The sequence below is a fragment of the Ruegeria sp. R14_0 genome (genome assembly GCF_017743975.1).
GTDB lineage: Bacteria > Pseudomonadota > Alphaproteobacteria > Rhodobacterales > Rhodobacteraceae > Ruegeria.
The window spans coordinates 134,922-151,207 of sequence record NZ_JAGHRC010000004.1; the positions used below are offsets into that span (position 1 = coordinate 134,922).

13 protein-coding genes and 1 pseudogene are annotated in these 16,286 nt (G+C 58.5%); 9 read left to right on the forward strand and 5 right to left on the reverse strand.

The features are described from left to right. The first annotated feature begins 21 nt into the window (after positions 1-21). From J7416_RS12990 to J7416_RS13005, 4 genes are all read left to right on the forward strand, one after another. Positions 22-534: a Fur family transcriptional regulator gene (locus J7416_RS12990; RefSeq protein WP_209225203.1), complete on the forward strand. Its 513-nt coding sequence runs from the start codon at positions 22-24 to the stop codon at positions 532-534. Positions 535-536: 2 nt separating this feature from the next. Beyond that, positions 537-1,283, forward strand: a complete 747-nt coding sequence (locus J7416_RS12995; protein ID WP_209225204.1) for a metal ABC transporter ATP-binding protein — start codon at positions 537-539, stop codon at positions 1,281-1,283. Next, entirely contained in the window at positions 1,283-2,080 is a 798-nt protein-coding gene (locus J7416_RS13000) for an iron chelate uptake ABC transporter family permease subunit (RefSeq protein ID WP_170464880.1), read from the forward strand. Before J7416_RS12995 ends, J7416_RS13000 begins: the two co-directional genes overlap by 1 nt. Before the next feature lie 358 nt (positions 2,081-2,438). Then, positions 2,439-3,977, forward strand: a complete 1,539-nt coding sequence (locus J7416_RS13005; protein ID WP_209225206.1) for a trimethylamine methyltransferase family protein — start codon at positions 2,439-2,441, stop codon at positions 3,975-3,977. A 33-nt stretch (positions 3,978-4,010) separates the two neighbouring features. On the opposite strand, the gene J7416_RS13010 is transcribed toward J7416_RS13005, so the two are convergent. The 5 genes from J7416_RS13010 to J7416_RS22645 all read right to left on the reverse strand — a co-directional run bounded on the left by J7416_RS13010 (position 4,011) and on the right by J7416_RS22645 (position 10,774). Beyond that, entirely contained in the window at positions 4,011-4,748 is a 738-nt protein-coding gene (locus tag J7416_RS13010; RefSeq protein ID WP_209225207.1) for an Asp/Glu racemase, read from the reverse strand. Further along, positions 4,745-5,812, reverse strand: a complete 1,068-nt coding sequence (locus J7416_RS13015) for a histidinol-phosphate transaminase (protein WP_209225209.1) — start codon at positions 5,810-5,812, stop codon at positions 4,745-4,747. Before J7416_RS13015 ends, J7416_RS13010 begins: the two co-directional genes overlap by 4 nt. After that, on the reverse strand, positions 5,809-7,461 hold the full coding sequence (locus J7416_RS13020; protein ID WP_209225211.1) for a hydantoinase B/oxoprolinase family protein: 1,653 nt from the start codon (positions 7,459-7,461) through the stop codon (positions 5,809-5,811). Before J7416_RS13020 ends, J7416_RS13015 begins: the two co-directional genes overlap by 4 nt. Then, positions 7,461-9,557, reverse strand: a complete 2,097-nt coding sequence (locus tag J7416_RS13025; RefSeq protein WP_209225212.1) for a hydantoinase/oxoprolinase family protein — start codon at positions 9,555-9,557, stop codon at positions 7,461-7,463. Before J7416_RS13025 ends, J7416_RS13020 begins: the two co-directional genes overlap by 1 nt. A gap of 233 nt (positions 9,558-9,790) precedes the next feature. Next, positions 9,791-10,774, reverse strand: coding sequence for a TetR/AcrR family transcriptional regulator (locus tag J7416_RS22645; protein ID WP_209225214.1), 984 nt, complete (start codon positions 10,772-10,774; stop codon positions 9,791-9,793). Between the two features lie 179 nt (positions 10,775-10,953). Here J7416_RS22645 and J7416_RS13035 point away from each other — a divergent pair, with 179 nt between their 5' ends. From J7416_RS13035 to J7416_RS13055, 5 genes and pseudogenes are all read left to right on the forward strand, one after another. Next, a complete protein-coding gene (locus J7416_RS13035) occupies positions 10,954-12,087 on the forward strand; it encodes an LLM class flavin-dependent oxidoreductase (RefSeq protein WP_209225216.1) in 1,134 nt (377 codons plus the stop codon). An 11-nt stretch (positions 12,088-12,098) separates the two neighbouring features. Further along, positions 12,099-12,704 (forward strand): annotated as a pseudogene (ribB, locus tag J7416_RS13040) (3,4-dihydroxy-2-butanone-4-phosphate synthase); the annotation flags it as partial. Between the two features lie 89 nt (positions 12,705-12,793). Beyond that, positions 12,794-13,171, forward strand: coding sequence for a nuclear transport factor 2 family protein (locus J7416_RS13045; protein WP_209225219.1), 378 nt, complete (start codon positions 12,794-12,796; stop codon positions 13,169-13,171). 28 nt (positions 13,172-13,199) lie between these two features. After that, entirely contained in the window at positions 13,200-14,588 is a 1,389-nt protein-coding gene (locus J7416_RS13050) for an amidase family protein (protein WP_209225221.1), read from the forward strand. Between the two features lie 40 nt (positions 14,589-14,628). Next, positions 14,629-16,278 carry a long-chain-fatty-acid--CoA ligase gene (locus J7416_RS13055; RefSeq protein WP_209225223.1) on the forward strand — a complete coding sequence of 550 codons (1,650 nt, stop codon included), beginning with the start codon at positions 14,629-14,631 and terminating at the stop codon, positions 16,276-16,278. Positions 16,279-16,286: the final 8 nt, after the last annotated feature.

The following is a 16,286-nucleotide window of genomic DNA, read 5'->3' on the forward strand; positions in this document are numbered from 1 at the left end:
GCATACATGATATGGAATAACATGACAAGTGAGACGACCCATGCGACTTCTGACGACACCGGCCTTGTCGGCTTCCAGAAGCATGATCACACGAATTGTGTCGAAAGCAGCCTGGCCATTGCTGAGACCCGGTGCAAAGCGGAAGGTCTGCGCCTGACGCCCGTGCGTCGCAAGGTGTTGGAGATGCTGTTGCAGGAACATCGCGCCCTTGGGGCCTATGCGATCCTTGATCGGTTGCGTGACGCCGGGTTCGGCTCGCAGCCGCCGGTTGCTTATCGCGCGTTGGATTTTCTGGTCGAGAACGGGTTTGTCCACAAGATCGAACGCCTGAACGCCTTTGTGGCCTGTTCGCATCCGGGCGCATCGCATTCCCCGGCTTTCATGATCTGCAGAAAGTGTGACGCCGTGGCCGAGGCGCATTCCACCCCGGCCAAAGGCGCGTTGGGTGCCGCAGCACGGGCCGTGGGTTTCGAGATCGAACGGACCGTTGTAGAAGCCGAAGGTGTTTGCCCCGACTGCACCGAAAAGGCGTAGAAATGAACCTGATTACCGTAGAAGACCTCAGCGTAAGCTATGGGGCCAATACTGTGTTGCAACGTGTCAGCATGGGGGTCGAGCCCGGTGAGATCGTGACCATTGTCGGCCCGAACGGATCCGGCAAGACAAGTCTGTTGCGTGCAATCATTGGCGCGACCAAGCCATCGGCTGGGAAAGTGACGCGCAAGCCGGGTCTGAAAATCGGTTATGTCCCGCAAAAACTGCATATCGACCCAACTCTGCCGATTACGGTCGAACGCTTTATGCGACTGACACATCGCGCGTCGCAAAAAGACTGTGCGGATGCTTTGGAATCCGCCGGAGTGCCAGATTTGCTCAAACGGCAGATGTCGCAGTTGTCGGGTGGACAGTTCCAGCGCGTGCTGCTGGCGCGGGCTTTGATCAATCGTCCCGAAATCCTGCTGCTGGACGAGGCAACCCAAGGGCTGGACCAGCCCGGTTCGGCTGCGTTTTACCGTCAGATTGAAGCGGTCCGTCAAGAGACAGGCTGCGCCATTATCATGATCAGCCACGAACTCCACGTGGTGATGAGCGCGTCGGACCGGGTAATTTGCCTGAACGGTCACGTCTGTTGCGAAGGATCGCCGGCGGTCGTGGCGTCGGCTCCCGAATACCGGGCACTGTTTGGCACCGGCACAGGTGGCGCGCTGGCTCTTTACCGGCACGATCATGATCATGACCACGATCATCATCACGGTGCAAACCCTCAGGAAGCGGCTGAATAATGCTTGATGATTTTATGACCCGAGCCACGCTGGCAGGCGTGGGTGTCGCCTTTGCCGCCGCGCCTTTGGGCTGCTTTGTCGTGTGGCGCCGGATGGCGTATTTTGGGGATGCGACGGCGCATGCCGCAATTCTGGGGGTGGCGCTTTCGTTGACCCTTCAGATGCCCATCTTTCCGGGTGCTCTGGCGATTGCGCTGGTGATGGCACTGACTGTGACGCTGTTGAGTGGCCGAGGGTACGCGATGGACACGTTGCTTGGCGTTATGGCGCATTCGGCGCTGGCTTTTGGCCTTGTCGCGGTTTCATTCCTGTCCGGTATTCGCATCGATTTGATGGCCTATCTTTTCGGCGACATTCTTTCCGTATCTCGTTCGGATCTGATCGTAATCTGGGGCGGCGCTGCCTTGGTCGTTGCCTTGATTGCATGGCGATGGTCGCAGTTGTTGACGGCGACTCTGAATGAAGAACTGGCCTATGCCAGCGGGTTCGACCCCAAGCGCGAGCAGTTGATCCTGACGCTGGCCCTGGCGATTACGGTGGCTGTTGCAATCAAAGTCGTCGGAATTTTGCTGATCGCAGCAATGCTGATCATACCGGCAGCGGCCGCGCGCAGTCTGGCGCGATCACCGGAATCGATGGCTCTGATCGCGGCCGCGATAGGCGCAACGTCGGCCGTCGCTGGGTTGAGAGGGGCTTACATCTTTGACACGCCCGCAGGCCCGTCCATCGTCTGCGTCGCCGCCATTCTGTTTGCCTGTTTCAGCTTGATTGGCTGGCAGCGCCAGACCAGGATTTGACGTCTCATTGATGTCCGCGCTCTTGAGGCGGCAGGGCGATGTTGCCCAGACCCTCGCCTGTTCAAGGTCCATAGCGGCCTAAAGCCCCCAGTTGTGAAATGCCTGCAAAGGGAAACGCGGGTTGGGGGTGTTTTCTTCCGAGAAAGACATCTGAAAGTTCTCATTGCGACAGGGCTTGGTCAGGCAGGCGCACCTTCCAGCGCCGTGGTCGCTAAAGGCTGCCGTGTTTTGATCCGACCCATCATGTCTCTTTTGCGACATGGAAGCGTCGGCAAGTGACAAAAATGGCCATCTGGGGCTGCTACCTTGAAGGCTGTGAAAAGCACTAAATCAGATCCGGCACGGGGGCAGACAAAACATGGCACGGGATAGACGTGGGGGCGGGCGACGGGGAAAATCCGGGCGCAGCACAGCCGGTATCGATCAGCTGCCATGGCAGCAAATTCGCAACGAGTACCCCCCGTTCGAGTTACTGAACCCCGAGCAGATGGATCAGTTGCACGCCACATCCATCCGGATCCTGTCCGAGGCGGGCATCCGAGTAATGGGCGATAACGTGATCGACCTGTTCGAACGCGCCGGCGCAATTGTTGACCGGGGCACCAAAACCATCCGCATAGATGAAAGCCTTGTTTCCGAAGCGCTGAAAATAGTGCCGCGCGAATTCACCCTGACGTCGCGAAATCGGACCAAGCAGATTACATTGGGCGGCAATCACGTGAACTTTGGGCTAGTTGCAGGGCCTCCGAATGTTCATGACTGCATCAATGGTCGCCGTCAGGGGAACTATGAGGATTATTGCAACTTCATTCGGCTGGCACATCATTTCAACGCGATCCACCTGATTGGAAATCAGGTGATGGCCCCGATCGAGATGCCCGCCAACAACCGCCATCTCGATACCTACAACGCCAATTTGACCTACAGTGACCTGAGTTTTCACTGCACCGCTATCGGTCGCGGCCGGGCAATGGACGGCATCAACATGATGGCCATTTCGCGCGGTCAAACACCCGAAGAGATGCAGGGCGATCCGGGTGTGATCACCATTATTTCGGTTAATTCGCCTCGTTTGTTCGATGATGCGATGGGGGACGGGCTGATTGCGATGGCCGAATACGGCCAGCCTGTGACCGTGACACCTTTTACACTGATGGGGGCGATGACGCCCGTGACTCTGCCGGCCGCATTGGCACAGCAAAATGCCGAAGCGCTGTTCGGGGTGGTTTTAACCCAACTTGTCAATCCAGGTGCGCCGGTTATGTACGGGTCGTTCACGTCGAACGTGGACATGAAATCTGGCGCTCCGGCCTTTGGGACGCCGGAAAACGCCAAGGCCAATATCGTCGGTGGTCAATTGGCGCGGCGCTATGGGATTCCCTACCGGACCTCAAATGCCAACGCGTCGAACGTGGTGGACCTGCAGGCCGCATATGAAACGATGATGGCCACCTGGGGTGCTGTTTTGGGTGGGGCCAATATTGTCTACCATGCCGCGGGTTGGTTGGAAGGCGGTCTGACAGCGTCTTACGAGAAATTCATCATGGATGTAGAAATCATCCAGAACATGATGGAATTTCTCAAGCCTATGAAGTTTGACGCCGAAGAACTGGGTCTGGACACCATCAAATCGGTGCCGACCGGCGGTCATTTCTTTGGCACTGAGCACACGATGGCCCGGTACGAGACCGCGTTCTACAGCCCTATGCTGTCTGACTGGCAGAACTATGAAAACTGGGAAGCAGCGGGCGCAAAAGATGCGCTGCACCGGGCGACCGATCTATGGCAGCAGGCCCTGCGTGAGTATCAGGCACCAGAAATGGACGCAGCCATTCGTGAAGAGCTGGATGCTTACATCGCAAAACGCCGCGAAGAGATTGGCAGCGGTGAACCCTAGAGCACGATCGGGGCAGCTATGCCCCGTCATTTGTCACAGTTTGTCGAACAGCCGTCCCGGCAAAGCGGCGTGACGCGGGAGGTTCAGGGCTTCTACCAGCCCGAACATCATGGCCTGGTTCGAAGTGATCACAGGTTTGTCCAATGCGGCCTCGATACGTTCGATCGCCTCAACCGAACGCATGTCCGTACAGCTGAGCACGATCGCCTGCGCATTTGGATGATCGGCCTGACAGGCTAGGTCAAACACTTCGTCGGGGGTCAGCTCGCCCTGACCATAGTTGCCCAACTCTCGGCCCACATCAGCGCATTTGACGGTTTCGATACCATTTCGAGCCATGAAGTCGATGGCCTGAGCATTGATCTCGCCCAGATAGGGGGATGAAAAACCGACCTGTGTTGCACCAATCGCTTTGATTCCGGCAATCAGAGCGCCAGCAGCGGTAAGGGATACCGCACCGGAACCGGCCTTGATTTGCTCTGCCAGATCCGCGTCAAAGCCGGGGCCGTGCGTCAGAGTGGCCGAGGTGCAGCCATACAGGACCACATCCGGACGCACGCCTGAGATCATCCGCAGGTCATGGCTGATATCCGAGGTACCCAGACCCGCCATTTGATCCGAGCCCGGAATTTCGTCCACGTCATACCCGCCTATGCGCTGGAAATGGACCGTGGTGTTCGGCGGTCTCATCAACTCCAGATCCGGCTCCAGGTTCGTGTTGGTGAAGGGTACCAGAACACCGATTTTGGCCGCGGTTCGTGTTTCGGTCATCTCGACACTCCTTCCAGGGCGGTCAGGCAACGATCCATGATTGGGCCTGTGCAGATCGTGGCCCTTAAGCAATCGCTCAGGCCATAGCCTCCCATGCCGCGCATCAGCAGGTTGTCGGCGCGCAACGCCGCATCGGCGCTTTGCGCCTGCTTGGCAGAAGAGAAGCGAATTAGCACAAAGTTGGTGTGGCTTGCGGGAACCGTTAACCCCAATGCCCGGCACCCTTCGGCAAAACCATCGCGGATTTCTGCAGTTTGGGCTACGACGTTCTGCATATGCGCCTGATCCCGCATCGCGGCCGCAGCTGCGGCTTGGGCGGCGATGGAGATGTTGTTTGGATTAAGCAGCTTGCGCAACTCACCAGCGATTTCGGGCGGAAAGTACCCCCAACCGACGCGCGCACCGGCCAGTCCATAAGCCTTGGAAAAGGTACGCATGATCACAGTGTCGCCACGATTGGCCAATGTAAAAATCTCGGTCGGGTCGTGTGTGTGGTCGCAGAATTCGGCGTAAGCCTGATCAACCACCAAAAGCACATCTGCGGGTAGTCTGTCCCGCAGTCGCGTGATGTCCGAGTTCGGGATCAGTGTGCCGGTGGGGTTGCCGGGATTGCAGACAAAGATGATCCGCGTGCTAGGTGTTAACGCGTTGAGGATATCGTCAACCGAGACGGTCAGATCGACTTCGCGGGCTTTGACGTAGTCGGCCTGTACCTGCGCCGCCGCCGAGGCGACAAAGGCGTATCCGTAGTCTGTGCCCAGCACCCGGTCGCCCGGTCCGGCATAGGCGCGGATCAGACAGCCGATCAGCTCCATCGACCCGGCCCCGCAGAGAATTTGCGCCGGGTTCAGCCCGTGCACCTCAGCGATGGCGGCGCGCAACTCGGGCCATTCCGGGTCAGGGTAGAGCGGCAGATCAGCCATTGCCGCCTGTCCCGCTGCAATGGCCTTGGGGCTTGCCGGAAAAGCACTTTCGTTTTGCGCCAGCGAGATCGTGTTCTCGTCACCCAGATCGGCGAGCGCATAGGCCGCCATCGAACCTACGTGGGGAACGGGGCGGATCATGAGACACCTCCGTAGGATTTCGCGCCTGCGGTACTGATCAACCCACGTTTGAGGTCCAGCGCAATAGCTTTGGGATCACGCTCGGCCGGGTCGCCAAAGCCGCCACCGCCGGGCGTTTCAAAGATCAGATAGTCACCGGGTTCGACGCGCAGTTCACCTTTCCCGGGAATGTCGCTTTCTCCGTCTCGGAATCGAATGCGCCCAGGCGCGCCGGGCTGTCCGCCCATTCGACCAAGAGCGGGGAACTTCAGACGTTCGACCGACAGGAAAACAAGGAAGGGTGCACCATTGGCCGAGGTCATCTCGATCCGCTGACCCAGCCCACCGCGGTACTTGCCCGCTCCGCCGGAATCGGGGCGCAGCTCGCGTCGCCAGATGGTGACCGGGGCCACGCTTTCGGTTATCTCGACCTGTGATCCGAACACGCCCGAAGGGTAGGCGGTGGCTGACAGGCCATCCGCGTGAGGCCGCGCGCCGGTGCCCCCGTTATGGACCGGTTCAACGGCAAACTCGCGCCCGCCGTCACGGGCCACTTCGGGTGCGTGGCGCATCGGCAGGTCGAACATGCAAGAGGCACCCTCGGCTGGGACCTCATCGGGCAGGGCCTGATGCAGGCATCCCAAAACCAGATCGGGCGTCACTTGTCCCAAGGTGTGCCGCATTGCCACCGGCACGGGCCGCTGCGCGTTCAGGATACAGCCTTTTGGTCCGTCCACGGTGAAAGGTTCCAGCGATCCCGCGTTGTTGGGAATGTCCGAGCCAACAATGCATCGCAGGGCAAAGACGGTGTAGGCTGTCGCATAATTCAGCGGTACGTTGATGCCTTTGCGCGAACAGCCCGATGTCCCGCTGAAATCCACATGCATGCCCTGTTTGCTGACAGTCAGGGTTGCATGCAATTCCAGCTCGTTCTCATAGCCGTCCATCTTCAGCATGTTTTTATACGTGCCCTCTGGTACCTCGGCGATGGCCTCAAGCGTGCCGCGGCGGGACGTTTCGATGATATAGCTGCCCAACGCATCAAGATCTTCGATGCCGAATTCCTCCATCATATCCAGCAGACGGTTCACTCCGGCCTCGCAGCAGGCGATCAGAGCGTAGATATCGCCTTCATTCGCAATCGGTTCGCGGCTGTTGGCGCGGACGATATCCAGAAGTAGGGAGTTTGGCACACCTTCTTCGACGAGTTTGCAAGGTGGGATCAGCAGGCCCTCGTCATAGATGTCTGAGCCTTCGGGGCCCATGCCCAACCCGCCAAGGTCCACCAAATGCGAGGTGCATGAGGTAAAGCCGATGACCTTGCCGTTTTTGAACGCTGGCATCATCAGCAGGAAATCGTTCAGGTGCCCTGAAGCCAGCCATGGGTCATTGGTCATGTAGATATCGCCCGGCTTCATGGTTTGAACCGGGAACCGGTCGCGCAAGTGCATCACCGCTTCGGCCATGGTGTTGATATGGCCGGGTGTGCCGGTGACCGCTTGTGCCAGCATTCGGCCAGAGGCGTCGAAAATCCCGGCTGAGATATCACCGCATTCGCGTACAATGGGTGAGAATGCGGCGCGGATCAGGGTTTGGCCTTGTTCCTCGACCACCGCAAGAAGGCGGTTCCACATCACTTGTAGGCGGGCGGCAGATATGTCGGCGGTCATTATGCGCCTCCTTTCTGGTCCTGAATCAGGACAAGGTTTCCAATGGCATCCACATGTGCCGAGAAATCGGCCGAAACCAAAGTGGTGGTTTGCGGTTCCGTGATCAGCGCCGGTCCGCAGACACGGTCGCCGGGGTTCAGGGCGTCGCGTGGCACGAAACCGGCCTGTTTTTTTTGGCCATCTACATCACATAGGATCGGGCGGGTCTGGTTTGGGGTGATCGTTGTCAAAGTCGGTGTTTCCGGCAATTCAGGCACATCTGCATCCGGCGTGGCGACGCGGACGGCCCAGTTCAGGATCTCGATCTGCATCCCCGGCACGGGGCGTGAGAACTGCTTGCGGTACTCTGCCTCAAAAGCGGTGATCAGCGGTTGGATATCTTCTGCCGTCAGGTCGCGATCGGGCAGGGCGATCTCGATCTCGTGGCCCTGGCCGTTGTAACGCATGAAGGCTGTGCGCTGCGTCTCGGTAGGCGCGTCACCAGCACCTTGGGCCACGACGTCGCTGGCTTCGGCGATCATGTCAGCAAACAGGGTATTGATCCCGTCCAGGTCTAGCGTTTCCAGCAGGGAATAACGGGATCGGACAATCTCAAAACTGACCGAAGCGAACAGGAAGCCAACCGCAGATCCGACCCCCGGGTTGGGCGGGATCACGATGCGGCTGACCCCAGCGGATCGGGCAACCCGGCTGGCATGTAGTGGGCCATTTCCGCCAAAAGCGATCATCGTGCGCGGTCCAAGGTCTTTACCCGATTCCACAGCATGCATTCGACCCGCGCTGGCCATGCTTTCGTCGACAATGCGGCTGACGCCATCCGCCGCCCCTGTGGCATCGGTTTCCAACCTGGCACCGATGACCCGGCCAAGCGCGGCTTTGGATGCCTTGGGGTCGATCTTGATAAACCCTTCGGCAAACGTGTCGGGCACGATGTATCCTAGGGTGATGTCGCTGTCGGTTACCGTTGGTTCGGTGCCGCCCCGACCAAAGGCCACGGGGCCGGGTTCTGACCCGGCGGATTTGGGGCCTACGGTCAGCCGCCCCAACCTGTCTACCCCGGCGATTGAGCCGCCACCCGCACCGATTTCGATCATCTCAATCACGGGGATACGCACCGGCATGCCCGATCCTTTGATGAAGCGCGCCGCCCTGGCAATTTCGAACTGACGTGACGTTTGGGGTCGTGCATTGTCGATCAGACAGAGTTTTGCGGTGGTGCCGCCAACGTCGAAAGACAACACCTCGCCAATCCCCGCGCGCGCTGCGATGCGCGCGGCCAGAATAGCCCCTCCGGCAGGGCCGCTTTCGACCAACCGGATCGGAAAGCGCGAGGCGGTCTGTACAGTGCACATACCACCCCCCGCTGTCATCATCAGGATCGGACAGTTCACGCCAGCGGCCTGGAACTGCGCCTCAAAGCGCGCCAGATAGCTTTCCATCAGCGGCTGGATATAGGCATTGGCGACCGTTGTGCACAGCCGGTCGAATTCGCGCGCTTCCGGGCTGACATCTGAAGAAATCGAGACGGTCAGGTTGGGGCGTTTTTCGACCAGAACGTCACGCAGCCTGCGTTCATGCGATGGGTTGGCATAGGCATGCATCAGGCAGATCGCAACGGCATCAGCTTCGCTGGCGTCCAGATCGGCCAACAGCGTCGCGATTGCATCGTCTTCCAGCGGAATCAGCACACTGCCGTCAGCCGCCATACGCTCACGAAGGGTGAGCGCCCGTTCGCGCGGCACCAACAGGTCAGGCTTTTCAAGGTTGATGTCATATTGCGCGTAGCGCCGTTCATAGGCGATTTCGAGGATATCACGGAACCCTTCCGTCGTTACGGTCGCAACTGTGGCCCCACGCCGTTCGATCAGCGCATTGGTCGCCAGTGTCGTGCCGTGGATGAACCCGGTCACCTCGCTCAATGCGCGACCTGATTGATCCATGACGCGCCGAGCGCCTTCCATCGCGCCATCGGCGGGGTTCCGGTGGGTTGTGAGGGTCTTGGTCGAGGCCAGAATGGTCTCATCCCCGGAAACGAGAACCGTATCGGTGAAAGTGCCGCCAATATCAATGGCCAGGCGCAAAGGTTGCGATGTCATGAAACTGTCCGAATTGTCTGTTGTCTAAGCAGAAAGCAAAGGGCGCACGTCCCCAGCAATCAACCACTGACGACGAGGTCACAACCGGTTGCGCGACGATCCAAACGAATGGGCGAGCTGGTCCTGTTCATGCCATCAGTATCACCAGCGCTATTTGGCCGCTCAAGTTAATTTGCGACCTCTTGGCCTGTATGCGACAGAAAGTTCACGCGTTCACCTGCGTGGCCTGTAAGTTACAATGATTTGGCAGCGCGTTTCTCAGCCGAAGTTTCGGCCAGAACCCCGTCCATGATCAGCGCCTTCAGGCTGGTCCTAACCTCGCTTTCCGGGAATTTGCCAATGCTCCAATGCCGCAAGGACCAGACGTTACAGAGGAAATACAGATAGTTGGCCATCAGTTCGGTATTCATGGGGCGAAACACTTTCTGTTCGACCCCTTTGTCCAGAATACCTTTCCAGCGCCCCATGAAGTCACGTTCCATGTCGAACACCCGTGCACGATTTTCCGCGGACATGGACCGTGTTTCGGAATAGACAAGATTGATATATCGGCGATTTTCGCCGATGTAGTCGATGTACCGGTCGACCGCTTTTTCAAGGTTCTGTTCTGCGGGCCCGGTGAAAAGCTCTCCGGTATCGAAAAAGTCGATGATATCCTGCATGCACATGGTGGTGATCAGGTGCAGAATGTCGTCCTTATCCTTGATGTACTTGTACATCAGTGGGACGGACAGGCCGGATGCCTTGGCGATCTCGCGCATAGAGGCGTTGCCGAACCCGTGCTTTGCAATCACGGTGCAAGCGCCCTCGAAGATTTGACGCCGCCGTTCCTCGGCGGTGTCGGACAGGGGGCGCTCGGGTTTTTCGACCTGCGTCGTTTTTGTTGAGTCCGCCGGTTCCGTGTCGACCGAGAACGTACAAGTCACTTCCATCAGGGCCACGGTATCGCCCGGTTTGCCCCCGGCCTGAACGATCGAAACCCGATACGAGGTCAGCGGCGAATCCTCGGGTGACATTCGGACAGCCTGTGCCTCTATCTGACCTTTTCCGGGGGCTGCCAAATTCGTAGCCGAGGTGTTGATCAAAACCGGGTGCGGAGTGTCGCCAAGGCGTTTTAATTCGTCCCGTGCCGCATCAATCGCCAAGGCTAGGCACACACCATCAAGTTGTGATTTCTGAATGAATTCATCGACTTGTGCTGCGGAATATAAAAACACCCGGACTGCCCCTTGCTTCTTTACGTTGCGGTAAAATGTTGAAATCCCAGTGCCTTGTCCAGTTGGAAATCGTCGCAGCCATGCCGCGACGTAGGGAAACGTATTTCTGGGCTTGACGCTTTCGGTACCTGCATGACAATGTTAGTGAACGTTCAGTAACACTTTGGGAGGATGCCCGCATGAAGTTCAAGATTCTCGCCATTCCGTTCGCGCGCCAGCATGGCGAGGATACCCAGCTTGCCGGGCGTGATCCTGCGCGGTTCAACAAGATGATGCACACGTTGCGAGATCAGATGGTTCTTGCCGAAGAGCTTGGCTATGACGGGTTCTGCCTGACCGAACACCACATGCAGGTCGAAGGGGTGGAATGCACCACCAACCCGTTGTTTTGGAACATGTACATTGCCCAGCACACCAAGAACTTCAAAGTAGGTCAGCTGGGGATGAACCTGACCGCGATGAATCCGATCAAAACGGCCGAAGACATCGCGATGCTGGACCACATGACTGGCGGTCGTGTCTTTGCGGGATTCTCGCGCGGGAACACGCCGCGTTGGACGGCGACCATGGGTCAGCATCTGGACATCACTTCGGCTGAATCCGACAAGTCCGAAGCCGATCAGCGCAACCGCCGCGCGCTGTACGAAAACTGGCGACTGATCAAGTCGCTGTGGACCGATGAACTGACAGAACATCAGGGTGAGTTCTGGAACTTCCCGTCGAATGTCGAATGGGAATTCAACCCGACAAAACTGTGGGGCGGAGACAATCCGGTCGACGAAAACAAAATCCTGCGCAAGTCGGGCATCGTTCCGCGCCCGCTGCAGAAACCGCACCCGAAAGTCTATGCGCCGTTCTCGTATTCGATGGAAACCGCCAAGTTCTGGTCCTCGGAAGGGGCCAAGATGGTGTCTTTCGTGACGGCTGACAAAGAAGAATTCATGCCGGTGATCCTGGAAAACTGTCTGCATGCTGCCCATGAAAACGGGCTGACGCATACCACCAACAATGACGTTCTGGCCCTTGGCGCACATCTGATGATGGGCAAGACGCCTGCGAAAACCAAGCAGTACCGCGAGATGTTCGACAAGCTGTGGTTCTCGGCCTACGACGCTCCGCCTTACCACGTGCCGTTGGGTCGTGTTTGGGATGGTTCGCGTCAGCAGGTACTGGATCAGGTCGGCGAATTGGCCGAACGCTATCAGATCGACGAGTTCTTCGTCTGGCACCACGTGAACTACTTTGGCGACGAGATCGAGCAGGAAGCCCTGATCGAGTTTGCTGAAGGCGTCATCAAACCTCTCAATGGTTAAGGGGAAAGATCATGTTCGACCTGCATGAGGTCCATCGGCTGTCGCCAATCGAAGACATAATCGCGGATTGCGCGCAGGGCCGCATGGTCATTCTTGTCGACGATGAAAACCGCGAAAACGAGGGAGATCTGGTGATCCCTGCCGTTTGCGCGGATGCGGCTGCCGTGAACTTCATGGCACGGTTTGGCCGGGGCCTGATCTGCATGGCGATTACTTCGGAACGGGCCGAGCAGTTCGATCTTGGACCCATGGCAGCGTTGAACACAGATCCACACCACACCGCATTCACCATTTCGGTGGATGCGAAAGAGGGCACCACCACTGGCATTTCGGCCAGCGATAGGGCCCGCACCATTGCCCTGCTGGCATCTGATATGGGGTCTTCTGCAGACCTGGTTTCACCCGGTCACCTTTTCCCGTTGGTCGCCAAGCCGCACGGCGTGCTCGAGCGCGAGGGCCATACCGAGGCGGCGGTTGATCTGGCCCGTTTGTCGGGGCAGGGCGATGCGGGTGTGATCTGCGAGATCATGAATGACGACGGTGAAATGGCGCGCTTGCCGGATCTGTTGGAATTCGGTGCCCGCCACGGCCTGAAGGTCGGCACAATCGAAGACCTCAAACGCCACCGCCAGGCTTTGCTTGCCAGCAAAGCGGCATGACTCAGACGCCACTTGCGTCTCAAGACACTTACGACCGAGGACACTCAATGACCGCATTCGCCGAAATCGAAGCCCTGATGCAGGCCTATATCGAAAACCTGCATGATGGAGACATCAGCAAGGTAGACCAGATGTTCTTGCCGGAATGTGACCTGACCTGCGCCAACGAGAACGGCAGCTATATTCACATGACGCTGGACAAGTACAAAGAGGTCATTGGCGGACGCGAAAGCCCCAAGTCCAAGGGCTATCCGGTTTATGGCCACACGATCTCGATCGACCAGTCCGGCCCCAACACGGCCATGGTCAAGATCGATTGCGCCGTGCAGCCGCGCTACTTCGTCGATTACCTGTCATTGGTCCGCACCGGTGACGGCTGGAGGATCGCCGCCAAGGTCTATTACGTCCAACGGACCGAAGCCTGATCCCAACCTATCCATTTACGGTGCGCGCATGACGGCCCCCTATTCGCAACTCTCCGCGCTTGCCATGGTGCAGGCCTATGCCCGGCTGGACTTGTCCCCGTTCGAGGTGACGCAGGCCGCGTTGGACAGGATTGACGCGGTTAACCCGCAGATCAACGCGATATACTACATTGATGCCGAGCGCGCGCTTGAGGCTGCTAGGCAGTCTGAGCAGCGTTGGCACGACAATGCTCCGATGGGGCCATTGGACGGTGTCCCCACAACGGTCAAGGATGCGTTGGATTGTATCGGCATGCCCGCCCATCGCGGTTCGGCGGCCGGGGCAGTGTCGATCAGTACCACAGATCACCCCACAGTTGCGCGGATGCGCGAGGCCGGGTCGGTCATCCTCGGCAAGAATACCATGTGCGACTACGGTATTCTGGCCGGCGGCGTCAGTTCGAAACATGGTGTCACGCGAAACCCCTGGGATTTGAAACGTACAACCGGCGCGTCCTCTTCAGGTGCGTCAGCGAGCGTCGCCGCGGGGATCGAGCCGGTCTCGATCGGGACCGATATCGTTGGTTCGATCCGTCTGCCGGCCTCATATTGCGGGTTGGCGGGTTTGAAGCCCAGCCAGGGCCGCGTCCCTTACTACGTTTGCAACAGCCCGGCGATCACAGCGGGGCCTTTGGCGCGGAACTTCAGCGACGTAGCGCTTCATATGAATGTCCTGACCGGAGAGGACGTTCGCGATTTCGCCGCCTTGGCCCGCGATGATGTGAACTACGTATCCCGCCTGAGACGCGCTGACTATGACAAGCTGTCCGTTTTGGTCATTCCCGAACTGGGGCTGGGTGAACCCGTCGCCGAGGACGTTCGCAAAGCAGTGAACGAGGTTGCACAGGTGCTGCGGGACCTGGGCGTTCAGGTGACGTCCATGGACAAGGCTCCGTTCAGTCGTTCGGATTGGGAACCCGCTGAGGCGTTTTACAAAATTCGAACCCTGTCCGAGTTGTTGCGCCAACCGGAAAATGAGCAGGACAAAACGCCGTATATCCGCGATTGGACCGCGGACGGGCGCACTTTGTCAGCGGTCGAGCACCAGCGCAATTTCGACCACACGCAAGCCTTGCGCGAGCGCGCGCTGGCATTGATCGACGGGTACGATTTCATCCTGCTGCCATCGACACCTGACACGGCCTTTGCTGCAGAATTGCCGGGGTCGAACCCGGCCAAACCGTTTGAAAGCTGGGCGAATACGTTCCTGTTCAACCTGACAGAACAACCCGCATCCAGCATTCCGACGGGGTTGGACCGAAATGGTCTGCCAATCGGTGTTCAACTGGTCGGCAAACGTTTCGACGATCTGGGCGTTTTGCAGATGTCGTGGCGGATTGAACAGGAAATCGGAGCAATGCCGCCTGCATCTTTGTGATCCGTACGAAGTTGCAGCACTAAAATATTTGGGAGGCAAAATGAGCGTAGAAACAAAAACAATCCCCGGGCAAATCATGACCATGCCGCTGACAGTGACCAGCATTTTCCGTCATGGCATGCGCGCGCATCCCGAGGCGCAGATTGTCTGGCGCAACTCGGACATGACCATAGATCGGTACAGCTTTGCCGACATGGGGCGGCGGACCCAGCAACTGGCCCATGCGTTGACCGAACTGGGTGTCGGGCCCGGCGACCGCGTGGCAACGCTGGCCTGGAACAACAACCGGCATCTGGAACTCTATTACGCGCTGGCCTGTATCGGAGCGATTTGCCACACGATCAACCCGCGCCTGCACCCCGACCAGATCGCGTTTATCGTCAACGACGCCGAAGACACGCATATGTTCTTCGACACCACGTTCGCTCCGCTGATTGATGCAGTGTCGGGGCGTTGTCCGACCATCAAAGGATGGTACAGCCTGACCGGCCCGGATCAGGTGCCACAGATGGCAACGCCGGTCAGTGACTACGAAAGCCTGATCTTGGGCAAACCGGACGTTTATGACTGGCCCGAGCTGGACGAAAACGCCGCGATGGCGCTGTGCTATACCTCTGGCACCACCGGTAATCCCAAGGGCGTCCTGTATTCCCATCGCGGAACGGTGTTGCACGCAATGGGTGTGTCGGGCGGCGAATGGTTGGCCTTGACCGCGCGTGAGGCGGTGCTGCCTGTAGTGCCGATGTTCCACGCCTGCGCGTGGGGTCTGCCCTATGCCTGCATCATGAACGGATCGAAACTGGTTCTGCCAGGGCCGGGGATGGAACCAGCGCCTCTGCAGGAGCTGATGGACAACGAAGAGGTCACCATGATCTCGGGCGTGCCGACGGTTTGGCTGGGCCTGTACGAATATCTCGACCAGCGCGTCGAGCGGCTGAAGACCGTCAAACGCGCGATGATGGGCGGCTCGGCTGCACCGCTGTCATTGATCGAAAAAATCGAGAAGGGTCACAAGACCGAAGTCGTTCACGGATGGGGTATGACCGAACTGTCGCCGGTCGGATCGCTGGCCATGCTCAAATGGGGCGAGGATAAATTGCCCATCGACGAGCAGTTGCAGATCAAGACCAAACAGGGCCGGGCGCTGTACGGCGTTGAGATGCGCATCGTCAACGATGACGGCGATTTGCTGCCCCATGATGGCATCGCCGCTGGTATGTTGCAGGTGCGGGGTCACTGGGTGGCCAGCAGCTATTGGGGTGGGGTAGGGGTCGATGCGTTCACCGAGGACGGCTGGTTTTCAACCGGTGATGTTGCCGCGATTGATCCAAAAGGGTTCCTGCGCCTGACCGACCGAACCAAAGATGTCGTCAAATCGGGGGGTGAATGGATTTCCTCGATCGATCTGGAAAACATCGCCATGAGCCACCCGGACGTGCTTGAGGCCGCCTGTATCGCCGCCAAACACCGCAAATGGGACGAGCGCCCGCTGATCGTTGCGGTCAAGCGCGAGGGCTCGGATGTCAGCCGCGAGGATATTCTGGCGCTCTATGACGGTCAGATCGCCAAGTGGTGGACGCCCGACGATGTGGTGTTCCAGGCCGAACTTCCTCACACCGCAACCGGCAAAGTTTCCAAGCTGCATCTGCGTGAGCATTACGCCGACTACAAGCTTCCCACCGACACTTAAATCTCCCC